Source organism: Pseudomonas sp. PIC25 (genome assembly GCF_002286785.1).
GTDB lineage: Bacteria > Pseudomonadota > Gammaproteobacteria > Pseudomonadales > Pseudomonadaceae > Pseudomonas_M.
The window spans coordinates 46,731-60,529 of record NZ_MUJY01000121.1 but is presented as its reverse complement, the minus strand read 5'-3'; the positions used below and the strand labels follow the sequence as shown (position 1 = coordinate 60,529).

At 55.4% G+C, this 13,799-nt stretch carries 15 protein-coding genes; 11 read left to right on the top strand and 4 right to left on the bottom strand.

The features are described from left to right. Positions 1 to 302: 302 nt before the first annotated feature. Complete coding sequence (locus BZL41_RS14595; protein WP_095599964.1) at positions 303 to 548, top strand: hypothetical protein; 246 nt, start codon at positions 303 to 305, stop codon at positions 546 to 548. Beyond that, positions 538 to 1,149 carry a helix-turn-helix domain-containing protein gene (locus BZL41_RS14590; RefSeq protein WP_095599962.1) on the top strand — a complete coding sequence of 204 codons (612 nt, stop codon included), beginning with the start codon at positions 538 to 540 and terminating at the stop codon, positions 1,147 to 1,149. The genes BZL41_RS14595 and BZL41_RS14590 overlap by 11 nt, the downstream gene beginning before the upstream one ends. Before the next feature lie 162 nt (positions 1,150 to 1,311). Here BZL41_RS14590 and BZL41_RS28030 read toward each other — a convergent pair whose 3' ends face one another. Next, positions 1,312 to 1,743, bottom strand: a complete 432-nt coding sequence (locus BZL41_RS28030; protein ID WP_143518094.1) for a hypothetical protein — start codon at positions 1,741 to 1,743, stop codon at positions 1,312 to 1,314. Positions 1,744 to 2,710: 967 nt separating this feature from the next. On the opposite strand from BZL41_RS28030, the gene BZL41_RS14585 reads away from it, so the two are divergent. The 9 genes from BZL41_RS14585 to BZL41_RS28025 all read left to right on the top strand — a co-directional run bounded on the left by BZL41_RS14585 (position 2,711) and on the right by BZL41_RS28025 (position 9,799). Further along, positions 2,711 to 3,643, top strand: a complete 933-nt coding sequence (locus BZL41_RS14585) for a phage integrase N-terminal domain-containing protein (protein ID WP_095599963.1) — start codon at positions 2,711 to 2,713, stop codon at positions 3,641 to 3,643. A gap of 20 nt (positions 3,644 to 3,663) precedes the next feature. Continuing rightward, positions 3,664 to 3,798, top strand: coding sequence for a hypothetical protein (locus tag BZL41_RS29105; RefSeq protein ID WP_256578161.1), 135 nt, complete (start codon positions 3,664 to 3,666; stop codon positions 3,796 to 3,798). Next, entirely contained in the window at positions 3,795 to 4,010 is a 216-nt protein-coding gene (locus BZL41_RS14580) for a hypothetical protein (protein WP_095599961.1), read from the top strand. The genes BZL41_RS29105 and BZL41_RS14580 overlap by 4 nt, the downstream gene beginning before the upstream one ends. Beyond that, on the top strand, positions 4,010 to 5,977 hold the full coding sequence (locus tag BZL41_RS28755; protein ID WP_174706173.1) for a hypothetical protein: 1,968 nt from the start codon (positions 4,010 to 4,012) through the stop codon (positions 5,975 to 5,977). The genes BZL41_RS14580 and BZL41_RS28755 overlap by 1 nt, the downstream gene beginning before the upstream one ends. Before the next feature lie 103 nt (positions 5,978 to 6,080). Continuing rightward, positions 6,081 to 6,452 (top strand): hypothetical protein, encoded by a 372-nt coding sequence (locus BZL41_RS14565; RefSeq protein ID WP_095599960.1) that lies wholly within the window; start codon positions 6,081 to 6,083, stop codon positions 6,450 to 6,452. Next, complete coding sequence (locus BZL41_RS14560; RefSeq protein ID WP_095599959.1) at positions 6,452 to 6,706, top strand: hypothetical protein; 255 nt, start codon at positions 6,452 to 6,454, stop codon at positions 6,704 to 6,706. The genes BZL41_RS14565 and BZL41_RS14560 overlap by 1 nt, the downstream gene beginning before the upstream one ends. Before the next feature lie 587 nt (positions 6,707 to 7,293). Then, a complete protein-coding gene (locus tag BZL41_RS14550; RefSeq protein WP_095599957.1) occupies positions 7,294 to 7,524 on the top strand; it encodes a hypothetical protein in 231 nt (76 codons plus the stop codon). Between the two features lie 76 nt (positions 7,525 to 7,600). Continuing rightward, positions 7,601 to 7,957: a hypothetical protein gene (locus tag BZL41_RS14545; RefSeq protein WP_095599956.1), complete on the top strand. Its 357-nt coding sequence runs from the start codon at positions 7,601 to 7,603 to the stop codon at positions 7,955 to 7,957. 411 nt (positions 7,958 to 8,368) lie between these two features. Continuing rightward, complete coding sequence (locus BZL41_RS28025) at positions 8,369 to 9,799, top strand: hypothetical protein (RefSeq protein WP_143518093.1); 1,431 nt, start codon at positions 8,369 to 8,371, stop codon at positions 9,797 to 9,799. On the opposite strand, the gene BZL41_RS14535 is transcribed toward BZL41_RS28025, so the two are convergent. From BZL41_RS14535 to BZL41_RS14525, 3 genes are all read right to left on the bottom strand, one after another. Continuing rightward, the gene (locus tag BZL41_RS14535; RefSeq protein WP_143518092.1) at positions 9,796 to 10,536 is read right to left on the bottom strand and encodes a hypothetical protein; all 741 of its coding nucleotides are present in this window, start codon (positions 10,534 to 10,536) and stop codon (positions 9,796 to 9,798) included. The genes BZL41_RS28025 and BZL41_RS14535 overlap by 4 nt on opposite strands. 374 nt (positions 10,537 to 10,910) lie before the next feature. After that, entirely contained in the window at positions 10,911 to 12,851 is a 1,941-nt protein-coding gene (gspD, locus tag BZL41_RS14530; protein ID WP_095599953.1) for a type II secretion system secretin GspD, read from the bottom strand. 13 nt (positions 12,852 to 12,864) lie between these two features. Next, a complete protein-coding gene (locus BZL41_RS14525) occupies positions 12,865 to 13,518 on the bottom strand; it encodes a type II secretion system protein N (protein ID WP_095599952.1) in 654 nt (217 codons plus the stop codon). Positions 13,519 to 13,799: the final 281 nt, after the last annotated feature.

Here is a 13,799-nt window from a genome sequence, read left to right as displayed (position 1 = left end):
TGCTCACGCGCCTGCCGACGCAGAAGGCCAGCGCCCTGGCCGAGCTGCTGCCGCACAACTGGGTGCCCGCCGGCAAGGTGTGATGCCCGTTCGCTTACTCTGGTCGAGCGACTTGACCTGATTCAGGAGCGGACCAGGGCTTAAAGGGTGCTGGCCACCCCTCAGAAAGATTCTGCATGCAGAATCTTTCTGAACCGGGACTTACTTTCATGAGCAGGGTTTTGCCGGGGCTAAAAGCGCCGATTTTGGGGTAGTCGCTTCCCACTATTCATTGCATCCAGACAGAAAAGCGGATGCACGCAATGAGTATTGAAACTACACACCTTGAACAGCAGCTGATCGAACGCTACGGCCTCCTGATCTCGCGGAAACAGCTAGCAGAGCTGCTGCATCGCACTGAGAAAGCTCTTGATCACACCCTCTATCATCCAGCTGGCTGCCAACTAGCGGCCGCACTCAACGCAGTCAAGGTCAAATTCGGTCGAAGTGTCTACTTCCCCGCTGCAGATGTTGCAGCCCTGCTTAGCGGTGGCCGAAATGAGCGCTGATGGGCACCTGAAAGCAGATCTACTGTGGAGCCAGGTCTTCCGCAGCTTCGTAACAAGTGGAGCACTGGCAAGCCTGCAGGGCTCAGCAGTGAAGGTGTATATCGCTCTGAAGTCACGCGCCAACTTGGACACTGGAGAGGCAAAAATTCAGCACGAGCAGCTTGCTCGAGAGACAGGCCTTTCGGTGGCGACAGTCAAACGGGGCTTACGCGAATTGGCTAATGCTGGCTATCTCTGCAGTGAAGAGCGCCCTGGGCAATGCAGCCGCTATCTGCTTTTCGAACAGTTTCCCCTCTCCCGAGGAGGCCAGCAGATCGGCACCGCCCGTTTTCTCTATACGGGCTCGACCGCCCAGGATCGACGCGAACAGTTAAAACAGCTCATCGAGCATGGAAAGTTCGACGGCACAGCAGAGGTCAATAGCGGCATTAGGATTGAGCTCACCGTCAATAACATCACGATCAACAACATCATCGACTCCAGAGATGTGAGCTATCCATCGGCCCGCACCAGGACTGTCATCGAGTCGCATTTACGCCGAACCGGTAACCTCTCCGAACCTATCCACAGCCAGCTCACCGATGACCTAGCTCATCAGTGAGCCAGGTCATCGGTGAGCCACTTTACCCACAAGGCGGGTCATCCACGAGCTGGGAGGTGGGTCACTGGTGACCTGACATAAATAGAACATAGAGATTAATAGATACAGGCAGCATGACTTCGCTCAGTGGCGAGGCCAAGCGACGACCTCGCCGTAAACCGCTTAGGCTGCGAAGACGAACGTCTCTTCAAATGGATGCCAAATAGCCCCACCTTGGTTCGCTGCTTCAACAGCAGTACAAAGAGAGCTGTCGAGAAGCTCACCATTGCCGCGAGTAGATTTATTCCCGTGGGTGACAATCATTCGGCAACCAAAGCCGTGGAGTGCAGAAACTGCATCCGCTACGTACTGTGGAATTTTGTCGCTAATGACCTCAATCCACAGCGAGTCACCTCCAGCGGACAGCCTGGTAACACCTTCGATCGCATCTGCGAGAAGCTTTTCCGGGGACCCACCACTTGGCTGACCAGGGCATTCAATTTTGTTCAGCATCACTTGGCGCCCATTATCCCCGACGACGCCGATAGCGAAGCATTTGATGCCAGATGCAGTTGCGGCATTCAGCGCAGCAGTATCACGTGAGTCCCAGCCCATTTGTTCACCTCATTGATTAATGGCTACTAGCCTAACTGCGCATCCCGTTCGGATGCTAGAGCGGGCAGGTACTCTCACTGATGCTGTGCGTCACTACCTTCGGGTAGTGACGCACAGCGTAGGGCCGCGTAGAGCGGCCCCAAACGGCTCGCATAGCGAGCCGACAAAAGCTCCTGGGGAGGCAGAAAAGCCAGGATTTTCGCGGGCTCCGCGCATCGTGAATTTGCTCCACGATTTTGGGTTGCGTGGGCTCACCATTCACGTAATGTGCAGTGACAGCGTAGTGACGAATCCTCATTCGCCAGCACCAAGATCAACAAGTCGTCGACTAGGTATTCCTGTTGAGATTTAGCGATCGCTGGCGATAGGGGCGATGCGAGTAGGTATTCCTGCAGCATCGTCAGCCCACCCGATTGACGTGGCTAATGCGCGTCAACTGGGTGGCAAAGACGAGTCGACTTGGCAACCGACCCGTTCGCTACACCGCCCTCCGATAGCCGCTCGCTCAGCGTCTGTCGGGGTTTTCACAATGAGCAAAAGGTCCAGCTCCGGACCTAAAAACTGAGTCGTGCCCCGCGTAAACGGCCTGAAGAATGGATGGGACATTTTTCAGAACCAGGGACCGCTCAGTTTGAGCTCCCCACCCCGGCGCTGCGTGGCGTCCGGGTATCCCTTCCGATCCCCGAGATCGGATTGAGTTTGTCGATCCACGCTCGACGAGATGGCATGCCTCGCATGCCCGCAGACAACGACGGTGCTGCTCATCAATTGATTGAGCGCCTGTCGTCGCAATCACCGCCCGCAGCCGGGCTGGTCGTTGCGAGCCACGTTTGGCCGTCTGTGTGAAACGCCGTTCCGCTCCTGAGTGAAAGCTCAGCTCCTATCGCGCTTGCGACTAGGACAGGAACAAACACTTACCTCGAGATTGGCGTTTCGAACCTCGTTCATCAGCAAGTGGACTTCGATCATGGACAAGCTCGGCTGGGATTTCGTCCAGCAACAGAAACATAACCGGGACGGCTCGTATGCAACGCAGGCCGCACGCTCAGCAACGCTGAGCCTCAGTGCCCGCCAGTTGCGCGAACTGGGTTACCGGAACCTCCGCGCCAACACGCTCGGTCAACGCCACCTCCGTGCACTGGTTCAGCATTGGCAGACCTCAGGCGTAACTCCAGCAACCATCAAAAATCGCATGTCACATTTGCGGTGGTCTTGCGAAAAGGCCGGTCGCGCGGGTGTCGCCAAGATCAGTAACGACGACCTGGGTATTGCTCGCCGCTCATACGTCGCCAAAGAAAGCCGTGCCCGGGATCTGCCGAAAGCAAACCTCGATGCGGTTACCGACCCGTATGTCCGACTCAGCCTACGCCTGCAAGCCGAGTTTGGGCTGCGGCGGGAAGAGTCAATCAAATTCATCGCCGCGGTCGCCGATAAAGGCGGACACCTTGAGCTTAAAGGCAGTTGGACGAAAGGCGGGAAAGCCCGAGAAATCCCGATCCGCACGCGGAACCAAGAAGAGCTACTCGCCGAGGTGCATGTATTCACCCAGATGAGAAGCCTTATCCCAGCCGAGCTCAGCTACAAACAGCAGCTCAAACGCTATGAGCACCAAATCGCAGCCGCTGGCCTTTCCAGGATGCATGGGCTGCGGCACCTCTACGCCCAACGGCGTTATCTCGAGTTGACCGGCAAACAAGCCCCCGCCGTAAAAGCCTCAATCACCGGCCAGCTCCTCGCAGGAGCTGAGTCCGGCTGGCTTGGAAAGGTCGCCATTCCCAGCGCGGAAGCATCAATAACGCCCCCTCTTAGTGATCGCGAAGCCCGGCTGCTCATCTCGCATGAACTCGGCCATGAACGAATCGCAATCACGAACACCTACCTCGGCTCCCCTAACGCCTGATCACACAAGGACAAAAGCCCATGAGCATCCGCAGCCTTCTGAACATGCTTAATCGTCTCGAAAGCAGCAACACACCGAGAAAGCGCAAAAAGCCTAAGAAACAGCGCCGTACTGAGGAAAGGAAACAGGAATCCAGCCAGGAGCACCAGGCATGAAGATCTTCGGCCACGATTACCCACCGTTTCGCCTGGCTCTGCTCGCTGCAAGCTACATCGTCGGCATATGGATAGCGGTCCACGGACGGTCGCTTTTCCCCTGGTTGGGCCCATTCGCCCATACGCCGGGCTTGGTGCTGAGCGTCCTTCTCTTCTATCGGCTCACACCAACAGCTGATGCAGCGCAGACGACCAAGGGGGGAGATGCCTAATGGATAGCAACTCGTTAGCCGGCCTATCGTGGCTGTTCAGTTTGTTCGATGGCGTGGTCGACTTCCTCTTGCTGGCTACAGAGCCATTTGTGGCCATGATTGGCGCAGAGATCAGTGGGTGGCTAATCGCTGTTGGCTACATAGCCATGACCATCATCATCTTTCGCATCCCCTTCGACGGCCCATGGCGCGCACTAGGTAGCGGTCTTTTTATATTCATGGTGATCACCTACGGCCTACAGCCGACCACGCTCACGCTGACCAGCGGCGCGACGGTCCAAACTACCCACGCCCAGCGCATTAGCTACAACCTGATCATGAGCTTCAACCAGACACTCAATGGCGCTATCAGCAAGACCATGGCGACTGTGAGCGTGGATGGACAGTTCATTCCAACAGCTGCCCTGGTCGATCACAGCGTTCAACGCACTGCTGCCCAGTATGCCAACAGCGATTTAGGCAGACTGATACGTGACTACAACGAGCAGTGCTCCCCTTCTCCAACCCTATATGCAAACCCAGCGAGTAGCACAGAAGTACAGGCCTATCACGCAATTGGCCTCCTTGGCGGTGCGGGGCTGGGTATACCCGACGATCAAGTCAGCAGATGGGCACAAGTCAAAATTGTCGGTCGCGGGGTCGCTGATATAGCAGCAGCCCTCAATCCTTGGTCCAACAATACGGGCGGCGTGGACACGATCAACAGCGTCCTGGATGCAGGCGCCATAAGAACACGACGCGCAGAGGGTCTTGCGGCGCTAGAGAAAGAAGACCGGGTGTTTTTTGCAGCTAGCTCCCGCCCATACGTCCTGCCCACTCAAGAGCACTGGGCCGCGCTCGCCTCCGGCCAGTCTGATGCCAAGCTCGGCTATCTCAGCCTCTCAGACGCACCCGAGGATGTCCGTGAGAGCCTGGCAGCTCACGCAGTAGTCTGGACCCCAGAAGGCGGTAAAGAGGCAGGGTTCGGGTACAACCCCATGTCATGCGTAGAGGCCTATAAGGTTGCTCAATTCGCAGCTGAGCAGGCCTACCGCGCCTTCACCGAGATCGGGGACAAACGCGCATCCAACGGACAGAACACAGATACCGAGGCGGGCTCCATCGCAGCAGGCCGCTCCTGGATGAAGATCCAGCAAGCTGTTTTTGCCGGAGGACCAGAACAGCAGCCGGGCCAGGCCAATACCCTTTTTGCAGGCACCGTCGCCAGTTGGCAGATGCTCAAATCATACTTGGGCTGGTTAGAGCTTCAGACGCTTCTACCCGCCTATGTTGCCGCCCAAGCCGGGTTTTTCTGGCTGGTTTTCCTTACCAGCCCCATTGCATTAGCCATGTCCCCGATAATGGGGGTAGAGAGCCTAGCCCAGTGGATTGGCAGACTGTTCTTCCCTGTGCTGTGCATCATCTTCGCTCACCTACTTGCAGTCTCGGCCTCCGTAGCGATGAGCTCAGTAGCACTGGCGCAAGCGGCACTTTCAGCAGGCTGGCAAGGTGGTGGGGCTGACCTCGATCTACTTTATGGCGCCCTGCAAATGGTTTTCGGCGTCCTTCTGGCCGCCTGCACCTGGTTAGCAGCCTCAATGACCCGCGTCTCCATGGGCGCCTTGGCTAGAGCCGCGAGAGGCACTGTGGTTTCTGGTCCCGAGGCGGTCAGTGCATCTCTTAACCTGCTCGCGAGGTCTCTAACCTCAATTGGTCTGGGGTCCGACGCGAGTAAAGGAAAACGCCCTCGGCCGGGCAACAACAATGGCGGCGGCGGAGGTGGCATAAGTCGAGCAGAGCAGCAGCATACGAGCAGATCTATCACCGCTCGGGATACCTACTCATCTTCAAGTAACCGCTGGAAGCCCAGCCCCGAACTATCTCGCCCATCCCACCTAAACCAACCAGCAAGCAATAGCGACCGATTCGCTGCAGGGCGTACACCTCGCAGCCAGAAAAGCCGACCCTCAAAGGAAGATCCGAAATGACCGCGGCACAGGTACTCAGTGCCCCAGGCCGGGAACGAAAAAGGGCTTCTGGCACACATAGCAGCGAAGTAAACAGGCAGCTCGTACACCTACTGGAGCCATCATGCTCAGCTTCCCTGCCTGGTTAACCGCCGACTACGCGTCACATTGGGTTACCTCCGTCGACGTCCGCTACATCCTGGATCAAGCAGCCACGCACAAAGGCCTGTGCTGGCTGCTCAGGGGCGATCCTCATCATCAGCGCCCACAACTGAGTGCGATTGCCTACGACCAAGTCGAGGCAGGAAGCACTCCCGTAGAAATCCGGCCAATTAGCTCACCGGACCTAGACGCTACGGACTGGTTCCTGCTCGTCAGCGAGCTGAATAGGCGAGCTGGGATAGATGCTCGCCGGGAAGAGATCCACGAAGAACACTACGAGCAGGTACTCGGCATGCTGCCGCCCGTCACTGTGCCGTATTGGGGAAAAGCCTGATGAACGCCTCGATGGTACGACGCAGCTGGTTCGCATCGGTGCTGCTCTCAATCCCGGCAGCTAATGCAGTCTCGTGGCTAACGGCATTCCCGGCACACCGCATCTACCTGGCCCTCCTGTTGATGGCTACAGCTACTGCAATAGCTGAATTTCACAAGCGCGACCAAGCCAACCAGGAGCAGCAGTTCACCAGCATTTTCCTGGGCCTTTCGATGGCCCTGTTACTTTCCGCATTTGCGGCTGGAGGTAGTTGATGAGTCTTGAGAAAGCACGAGACCCGTTGCGCGTCGTTGCCTTGCTAACCAGTGATGCGGCAGCTAGGGCTGCCCTGTTGGCGATCCTTGGCGAGAACATAGAAGCGGCTACAGAGGCGCTGGCCAGTTCCATCTGGAGATCAACTTTGTACGCCGGCCTCCAGGCGCTGGAGATAAACCTAATGGTCTGCAGCCCTCTACTGCCAGCCGACGCTCCAGAGCGACACCGTATCCGCGCTACCGCTCTTATGACAGATGAACAACTGATTCGAGTGGTGCTATTGCAGATCTTGGGCGAAACCGAGCCGCAGGCGCGGACTGAGCTTGCAGAAAGCTGCTGGGCACACGCAACTGACGATAGGACGCTCGAGCGAGAACGACTAGCCACTGAGCTCGGAGTCGAGCTCGCGAACGATCAATAGATTAACCTTGATAAATCAATATTAAACTATTGACGAGTCGCGCGGCACCAATATACTGGCCCATAGCAGCGCAACAGAGTATGTAGAGGCTCTGCTGCTAGTGAGAGGGAGGAGGACCTACGGGCCGCCTCCCTTCGCTTTTTCAGCCCCGAGAAAAGGTGGCCCATGCCAGTCAAAGAAGCCGATCTGCGCCAATACGTGGCTGCCGGCATTGTGCAGCGTGCTGTGATAACGAAGGCAGCTGATGGCTGGTTGCTGCAGATCCAGCTCGGAAGCAAGCTACATCCCCTCCAGAGGCAACGCGGTGGTAACCGCATCTTCAAAAGCCTCGATAAGCTCGCCGCTCTGGTTGAAGAGCTCGGTCTGGACGCATTCGAAGTCCAGCTGGCGGTTTGAAAACTCATCTGACAGGCTTCTGTCACGGCGATTTAGCGCGAGGATGCGCCAGTAGTAGCCAACATGGAGTAGAGATATGCCAGTAAAGTACCTGAGAGCCTGCACCCTTGCTGCTATGGCCGTCCTGGCCGGCTGTGGGAATGACTATGACGGTGGCTATTCAGCCGTTAGCGGATTCATGGGGCCGCTCGTTGTGATACAGGTTGCAGGAAGCGAAGCCACAGTTTCCCAGGTGGACATGATCAGGAACCGCGTCATGTACGCGGAGGTCTGGAGCGCCGAGAGCAAGGCCGAAAAGCTCTTGCTTACAAACACAAAAGGCAAAACCTACGCCTTCGTGCGGGCCGTCGACGAGAAAGGCTTAGAGTGCCTGAACTGCGGCCTGGGCACTGGCCTTCCGAAATTGTGGCAGCCACTCAAAAAACCGGAATAGGGACGTTCGCTATGGGCTTTGTAGTTTTCTGGCTGCTTATGGGGGTGATATGCGCAATTGTCGCCCTGGCCAAGGGGCGCAGCGCTATTGGGTGGTTCCTCTTGGGATGCCTTTTTGGCCCCCTAGCTCTGCTGTTTGCAGCAGCCATGTCCGCAGCACCAAAGCACCTACCCACTCAGCAGGCGCATACTTTAAAAACGTGCCCCTATTGTGCTGAACAAGTCCAGCGACAGGCTGTTGTTTGCAAACACTGCGGGAAGGGCATCGGGGACATCATTGATCAACATCCGATGAAGCATCAGTGGGACAATGAATTGAAAAAGCTGCCACCTAGAAAGGTTAATAGGTGGGGATCATCTCCCGACTAAAATAACTACAAAATCGCAGCCTCGCTCCCAAAGAATTAGTAAGATGAGCAAGCCGCTTAATGCAGAAAAACAGAAATTTTTAGGCATATGGCGCCGTGCATTAGCTCTTCCTGCTCTTAGCGACCTTAGTACGGAACTTGTTTCGGATTGGGCTAGCCAAGCAGGACTGCATGTTTTAAGCGCAACGGAAAAGAACGTCGGAGCATTCCGACCAATTCGAACCATAGTATTAGCTACAAATCAAGGCGCAGCATGCTTCCCCAAAGTTCCTCATGAAAATGACTCGCAGTGGCTAGCAAATAGAAAAGCTGCAGACCACCAGGCTGGCTTATGGAAAAAGATGGAGTGGTTTTGCCCGCTCTGGATCGCTCAAGGAAAAATTAGCGAGCTACTCAGAGATGTAGAGTATCGATCAAAAGACGAATCAATAAAGCTATTCGACTATCACACATCAACTCTTTATACATTGTCATTTCAAGCTGTCTGCATAGCACAGCTTATCCCAAGCTCCAGAAGCCTAGCCGACTTCGCCCCTATTGCCAGAGAAGCATATCTAGCCTTCTACTCCGGACATAGAGCATCAAGTATCGCTGCACTGATCCCCGTTATAGAGGGTGCGCTTCAAAGGATATCTGGCGCGACGGCAAGCATGCCGATTCTAGATCAGGTTGATCGAATCATTGATAGGGCCTGCACCCTTGCAGGACGCCTGCATTTCGAAAATATGTGGGTACCACGAGAGTATCTCACTACAAATTACTTATATGGCCAGGATGAGCGAATTTTCGTCTTCGAAACTTTCCGCTCCTGGCTGAAAGACTCATTCTTCTGCCGAACAGGAGAATATGATGGAGTGACATGGCTAAATCGGCATCTTTTTGCCCATGGCACTTCAACCGAATGGCAAAATTCTGCAAATTTCTGCCGATTAGTTGTTGCTCTGGCTACTCTGGGAGTGATTGAGTCTTGGCATGATGAATCACATCGTGTCTCGCTCTTCTTCCCAGAAATGAGCGAAGATAGCAAGCTGCTCTGGCAACAAGCCTTACTTCAAGCCCAAGCCCAGTTCGTCATAAAAAATCTAGAAGAAAAAATGTATCACTCCGAGGGGCGGACAGTACCAATTATGCCCACAGACGACGGAGTGTTGCTTCGTAAAGCGCGTCTACAAGATGAATGTATAAATGACTTGGTCCGCCCGCTGCGAAATGCGGGCTGGAGTGTTGAAGTCGGCGAACCCGATGATAGAGCACTACATGTAAAAGTGATCGCAAGAGCAGAGCACAACAAGATATGCATCGCACTTTTGTATAGCTGCGCCACCGAAAACAAACTCTATCGCGAGTTGGCCCAGTCTTGCGATGCAATACTATATTTGGGCGCTCCCTATCACCAAGACCAGTATGCATATGGCATTGATGTGCACGTTGGGCCTGTTGCGGGGTGGCAACCCCCTAAGGCGCCTTCGAACTAGGCGCGCCCCAAAGAGCAAGGTTTAACCAGCTCGTGAATGGCCACACCAGCTTCCGAAAGCTCGCATAGCCATGACTCGTCATGGATGAAGACCTTATCAAAAATCGAGAAAGCCTCCATCTGCACCAGTAACGGGACTAGATACGACGCGGCGACAACATAGTCCACAGCAGGCAGAGGCCAATTGTCATAGATGAGTAGCCAGTTACTGGGGTACCGCTCATAGCCGCCCCCCACCACCTTAGAAAGCTTTTCCGCTGCGTGATAGGCCATCGCACTAGCCCACTCGCGCTCCGGAGAGTCACCGCACCATCCCTCTCCTGGTAGATCAGCCTCGATGTCGCTTCGTAGAATCTCAGCCGCCTTTCTCGCCTCTCCAGGCTCGAAATGCGGTGTGAAGTAGATATCCGGTCCAAGCCCCCTCTCACGCATGGCCTGGCCGCGTGCAAAGTTAACTGGGACTGCCTCCGTATGCTCCACACCTATGGAGCTATCTGACATAGACAGGTGGAAGTCGGGCTTATCTCGGTGAACGAGAATCAGAGGGAAAGCAAGGCTTGTAGTCGGCAGGGTCGATAATAAATGGGCAATACAGTAGCGCTCCGCGTGATGGCTCTTGCGCCGCTCTGAGCGCGCTGGAACGCCAACGTCCATAACAGCAAGCTTCGCCGCCAGCTCTTCGAAACTATTCGCAATGAGCATGATGCTCACCCCCTCAGCAAAGCCGAGCTTCGGCACTAAGAAATACCAGTCCACATGATTGGCAGAGGTACAGCAGAGGTACAGTGCCTGTATGGAGCAGCCGGCCTAAAATTGATCAAAGCCCAGTATATTCAATGGTTTAGACTGTTGTATCCGGGTCTTGCAAGGTCTAGACTGGACGGGCCTCGGTGCATTAGGCTACGACTTGTAATCAGTAGGTCCCGGGTTCGACTCCTGGTGCCGGCACCATAAAATTGAAAAGGCTTACGAGAAATCGTAAGCCTTTTTTGTTTTCGAAATCCGCTTTGGATAGGTTGGCTGCCGCCATGCCTTTCCAGGTTGATCAGCATTCCTTGCCGATCAACCGGAGGGAGCTTGCGTAGCGGTGGCGAACTGACTCGCGTCGAAAATCAATTCAGCGGAACTGTGTTTCGTATCTCGAGTTCTTTCTTCGCGCTGTTCAGGCGATCCGGCAGGGTAGGTGTCCCAGCGGGTACGTCCTGTTCGGCATAGCGCAACTGTCTGTCACGGATGAAGTTGTACTTGCCTTCGGTCAGTTGGTCTGCGTGCTCGAAGTCATTGATGATGGTCGGTTTGATGAAGACCATCAGGTTCTTTTTGCTGACTTCCTTTCTATCGCTGCGAAACAGCTTGCCGATGATCGGAATCTTCGAGAGGAAAGGAACGCGATCACCGGAGTCGCGCACTTCATCGGAAATCAGCCCACCTAGAACCAGGGTCATGTTGTCCTTGATGAGTACCCTTGTTTCGATCGAGCGCTTGTTGGTCACGATATCGGCGGCACTGGTGTCGTTGGTGACGCTGGATATCTCCTGGTAGACGTTGAGCGTGACCGAATCGCCCTCGTTGATCTGGGGCTTTATCTTGAGCGTGATACCGACGTCCTGCCGCTCGATGGTCTGGAATGGGTTGGTGGAAGGATTGGATGCGCTGGTCGAGCTGCCGGTGACGAAGGGAACGTTCTGGCCGACAACGATCTTTCCTTCTTCGTTGTCCAGCGTGACCAGGTTGGGGGTGGACAGGATGTTCATCGAGTCGTCGGTGGACAGCATCCGTATCAGCGCGCGCAGTGATCCATTGTTGTAGAAGCCCATGCTCAAGCCCGCGTCCAGGGCCATATCCTTGCCAGGAAAGCTGTCGATGGCGTTGCCTTTCAACGACGATTTGAAGCCGCCGAACAACCCGTCTCCACCTACCGCGCCATCGGATGTTTTCCACTGAACGCCAAGTTCGTTCACCTTGTTGGTGGAAACTTCGACGATGACAGCCTCTACCAGGACTTGTGCGCGCCTGATATCGAGACGCTCCACCACCCCTTCGATCGTGGTCATGATGGCTGGCGGGGCGCTGATGACCAGGGCATTGGTGGTGTCGCTGGCCTGGATGGATATCTCGGCGCTGCTCACGCCGACGTCCTTGTCCTGCTTCTGGATGCTGGATGCGACGTTTTGCAGAACCTGGGCAACTTCCGACGCCTTCAGATAATGCAAATATAGGACGCGTGTATCGCGAATCAGGTTGCCGGGCTTATCCAGGCTGGCGAGAACGTCGCGCAGTTGCTGGCGTTTGCTGGGATCTCCCGAAATCAGGACGCTGTTGGTTCTCTCATCGACGGAGATGCTGACCTTGATCGCACCTTCCTGTCCCCCGCCTTGTGGGGTGAGATTGCCGAGCATGCCGGAGAGCTCTTTCGCGTTAGCGAACTTGAGCGGAATCACGTCGATTTCGAATTGCCCGGCCTTGTCGATTTCCGCGACCAGCTTGAGCAGTTGATTGATGTTCGAGGCTCGGTCGGAAATGATCAGTGCGTTGCTATCCGGATAGGCAGCCAAGTGGCCGACCTGCGGGACCATGGGGCGCAGGATGTTCACCAGCTGTGTGGCCGGGACATGCTCCGAACGGATCACTCGGACCACTTGTTGGTCATCGTTGAGGCGGTCGTCATCCACCAGCGGCACGCCGCTCTGCTTGGCGTTGGCGTCGGGAATGACCTTCACCGCGCTGTCGGCTTCGATAGCTGAAAAGCCATGTACCTGCAGCACGGAAAGGAAGACGCGGTAGGCCTCCTCGGCAGTCATCGCCTCATTGGAGATCACCGTGACCTTGCCGGTCACTCGCGGGTCGATGATGAAGTTCTTGCCGGTGGCCTTGGCTATCCACTCGATGAAGGAGCGGATATTGGTGTCCTGCATGTTGATCTTTACATGGCTATCCACCTGTCCGTCCTGTTGCTCAGGTACGGCGCCCGCCGGCTGGGCCTCCTCGGCGGACGCTATGGGAGAGACCAGGCACAGGCTCAACAACAGATACGGCAAGATTCGGTTGGACACTTCAATCACTCAACTACTTGTTTTGCGCAAGCTTGCGCTGGATGAATTGCTGATAAGCGGTCGGTGTGGGCTGTGCGGGCGCAGGCGGTTCCAGAGGCTGGCTGGCATATGGATCGCTTTGCTCGGGTACCTCGGCCAGCGGAAGAGAGGCGGAGGTTGAGGAAAGGCCTTCGATCTCACCGAATCCCTTGAGGCTGATTTGTTCGAGCTTGCCGTTTCGCTTAAGGGTGATGCGATTGCTGTCGATCCGATGGACCAGAATGCCAGGCCGCGCCTCGTCGCCGGGATTGAGGATGAGTTCTTTGTCTCCATCCTTCAGGATCACCGTGCTTTTCCCGGGGTTCGTCTTGTGAAAGATCGCCGATACCGAAAGATTCAAATTGCTTTCGGGAAGCGGTTGATTGGCGTCGCTGATATCTCCGGCCTGTAACTCGGTAGAGCCAAACAGTTGAAGGACTGCCATGTTCATTTCCGTAGTACGCGGCTCCGCCTTGTTGGGGGCGGACGGTGGCGTTTTATCGGCGAAGGGCTGCTGAAGTTGGCGGTAAAAACCAATCGCTTGCCAGCCAAGGCTTCCGAGCATCGCCAAGATCAGCAGAGAAAAGATGGCCAAGCGGCTGAAGCGGGCAGTCGCGAGAGCAGTGAGCGTGAGAGGGGTCGAGGCCATGGACGCTTCCCTGTGATGGCGTGGCAATACTATCGGCACGGGTTTCTGCTGCAAAGACAGAGGCTGATAGGCGGAACTTCACAAAGGTTTTCTTTGAATCGCATCACATTTCCTATCAATTCGCCGATGTAGCGGAATTTTTCCACCTTGAAATGAAATATTACGATCTATAGCATTGTGCCACCGAAAAGGCTGGTTCTATCAATGAACTGGTCTTGGATTTACAAAATAAATGGAACTTTTCATCCGCTATGCCGCACGGATGCAGTTTTACCGGGATT

What these genes read in the sequence shown, in the direction of transcription:
- BZL41_RS14595 (WP_095599964.1), top strand. Translation starts at nt 303, where the DNA reads ATGAGTATTGAAACTACACACCTTGAACAGCAGCTGATCGAACGCTAC.
- BZL41_RS14590 (WP_095599962.1), top strand. Translation starts at nt 538, where the DNA reads ATGAGCGCTGATGGGCACCTGAAAGCAGATCTACTGTGGAGCCAGGTC.
- BZL41_RS28030 (WP_143518094.1), bottom strand. Translation starts at nt 1,743, where the DNA reads ATGGGCTGGGACTCACGTGATACTGCTGCGCTGAATGCCGCAACTGCA.
- BZL41_RS14585 (WP_095599963.1), top strand. Translation starts at nt 2,711, where the DNA reads ATGGACAAGCTCGGCTGGGATTTCGTCCAGCAACAGAAACATAACCGG.
- BZL41_RS29105 (WP_256578161.1), top strand. Translation starts at nt 3,664, where the DNA reads ATGAGCATCCGCAGCCTTCTGAACATGCTTAATCGTCTCGAAAGCAGC.
- BZL41_RS14580 (WP_095599961.1), top strand. Translation starts at nt 3,795, where the DNA reads ATGAAGATCTTCGGCCACGATTACCCACCGTTTCGCCTGGCTCTGCTC.
- BZL41_RS28755 (WP_174706173.1), top strand. Translation starts at nt 4,010, where the DNA reads ATGGATAGCAACTCGTTAGCCGGCCTATCGTGGCTGTTCAGTTTGTTC.
- BZL41_RS14565 (WP_095599960.1), top strand. Translation starts at nt 6,081, where the DNA reads ATGCTCAGCTTCCCTGCCTGGTTAACCGCCGACTACGCGTCACATTGG.
- BZL41_RS14560 (WP_095599959.1), top strand. Translation starts at nt 6,452, where the DNA reads ATGAACGCCTCGATGGTACGACGCAGCTGGTTCGCATCGGTGCTGCTC.
- BZL41_RS14550 (WP_095599957.1), top strand. Translation starts at nt 7,294, where the DNA reads ATGCCAGTCAAAGAAGCCGATCTGCGCCAATACGTGGCTGCCGGCATT.
- BZL41_RS14545 (WP_095599956.1), top strand. Translation starts at nt 7,601, where the DNA reads ATGCCAGTAAAGTACCTGAGAGCCTGCACCCTTGCTGCTATGGCCGTC.
- BZL41_RS28025 (WP_143518093.1), top strand. Translation starts at nt 8,369, where the DNA reads ATGAGCAAGCCGCTTAATGCAGAAAAACAGAAATTTTTAGGCATATGG.
- BZL41_RS14525 (WP_095599952.1), bottom strand. Translation starts at nt 13,518, where the DNA reads ATGGCCTCGACCCCTCTCACGCTCACTGCTCTCGCGACTGCCCGCTTC.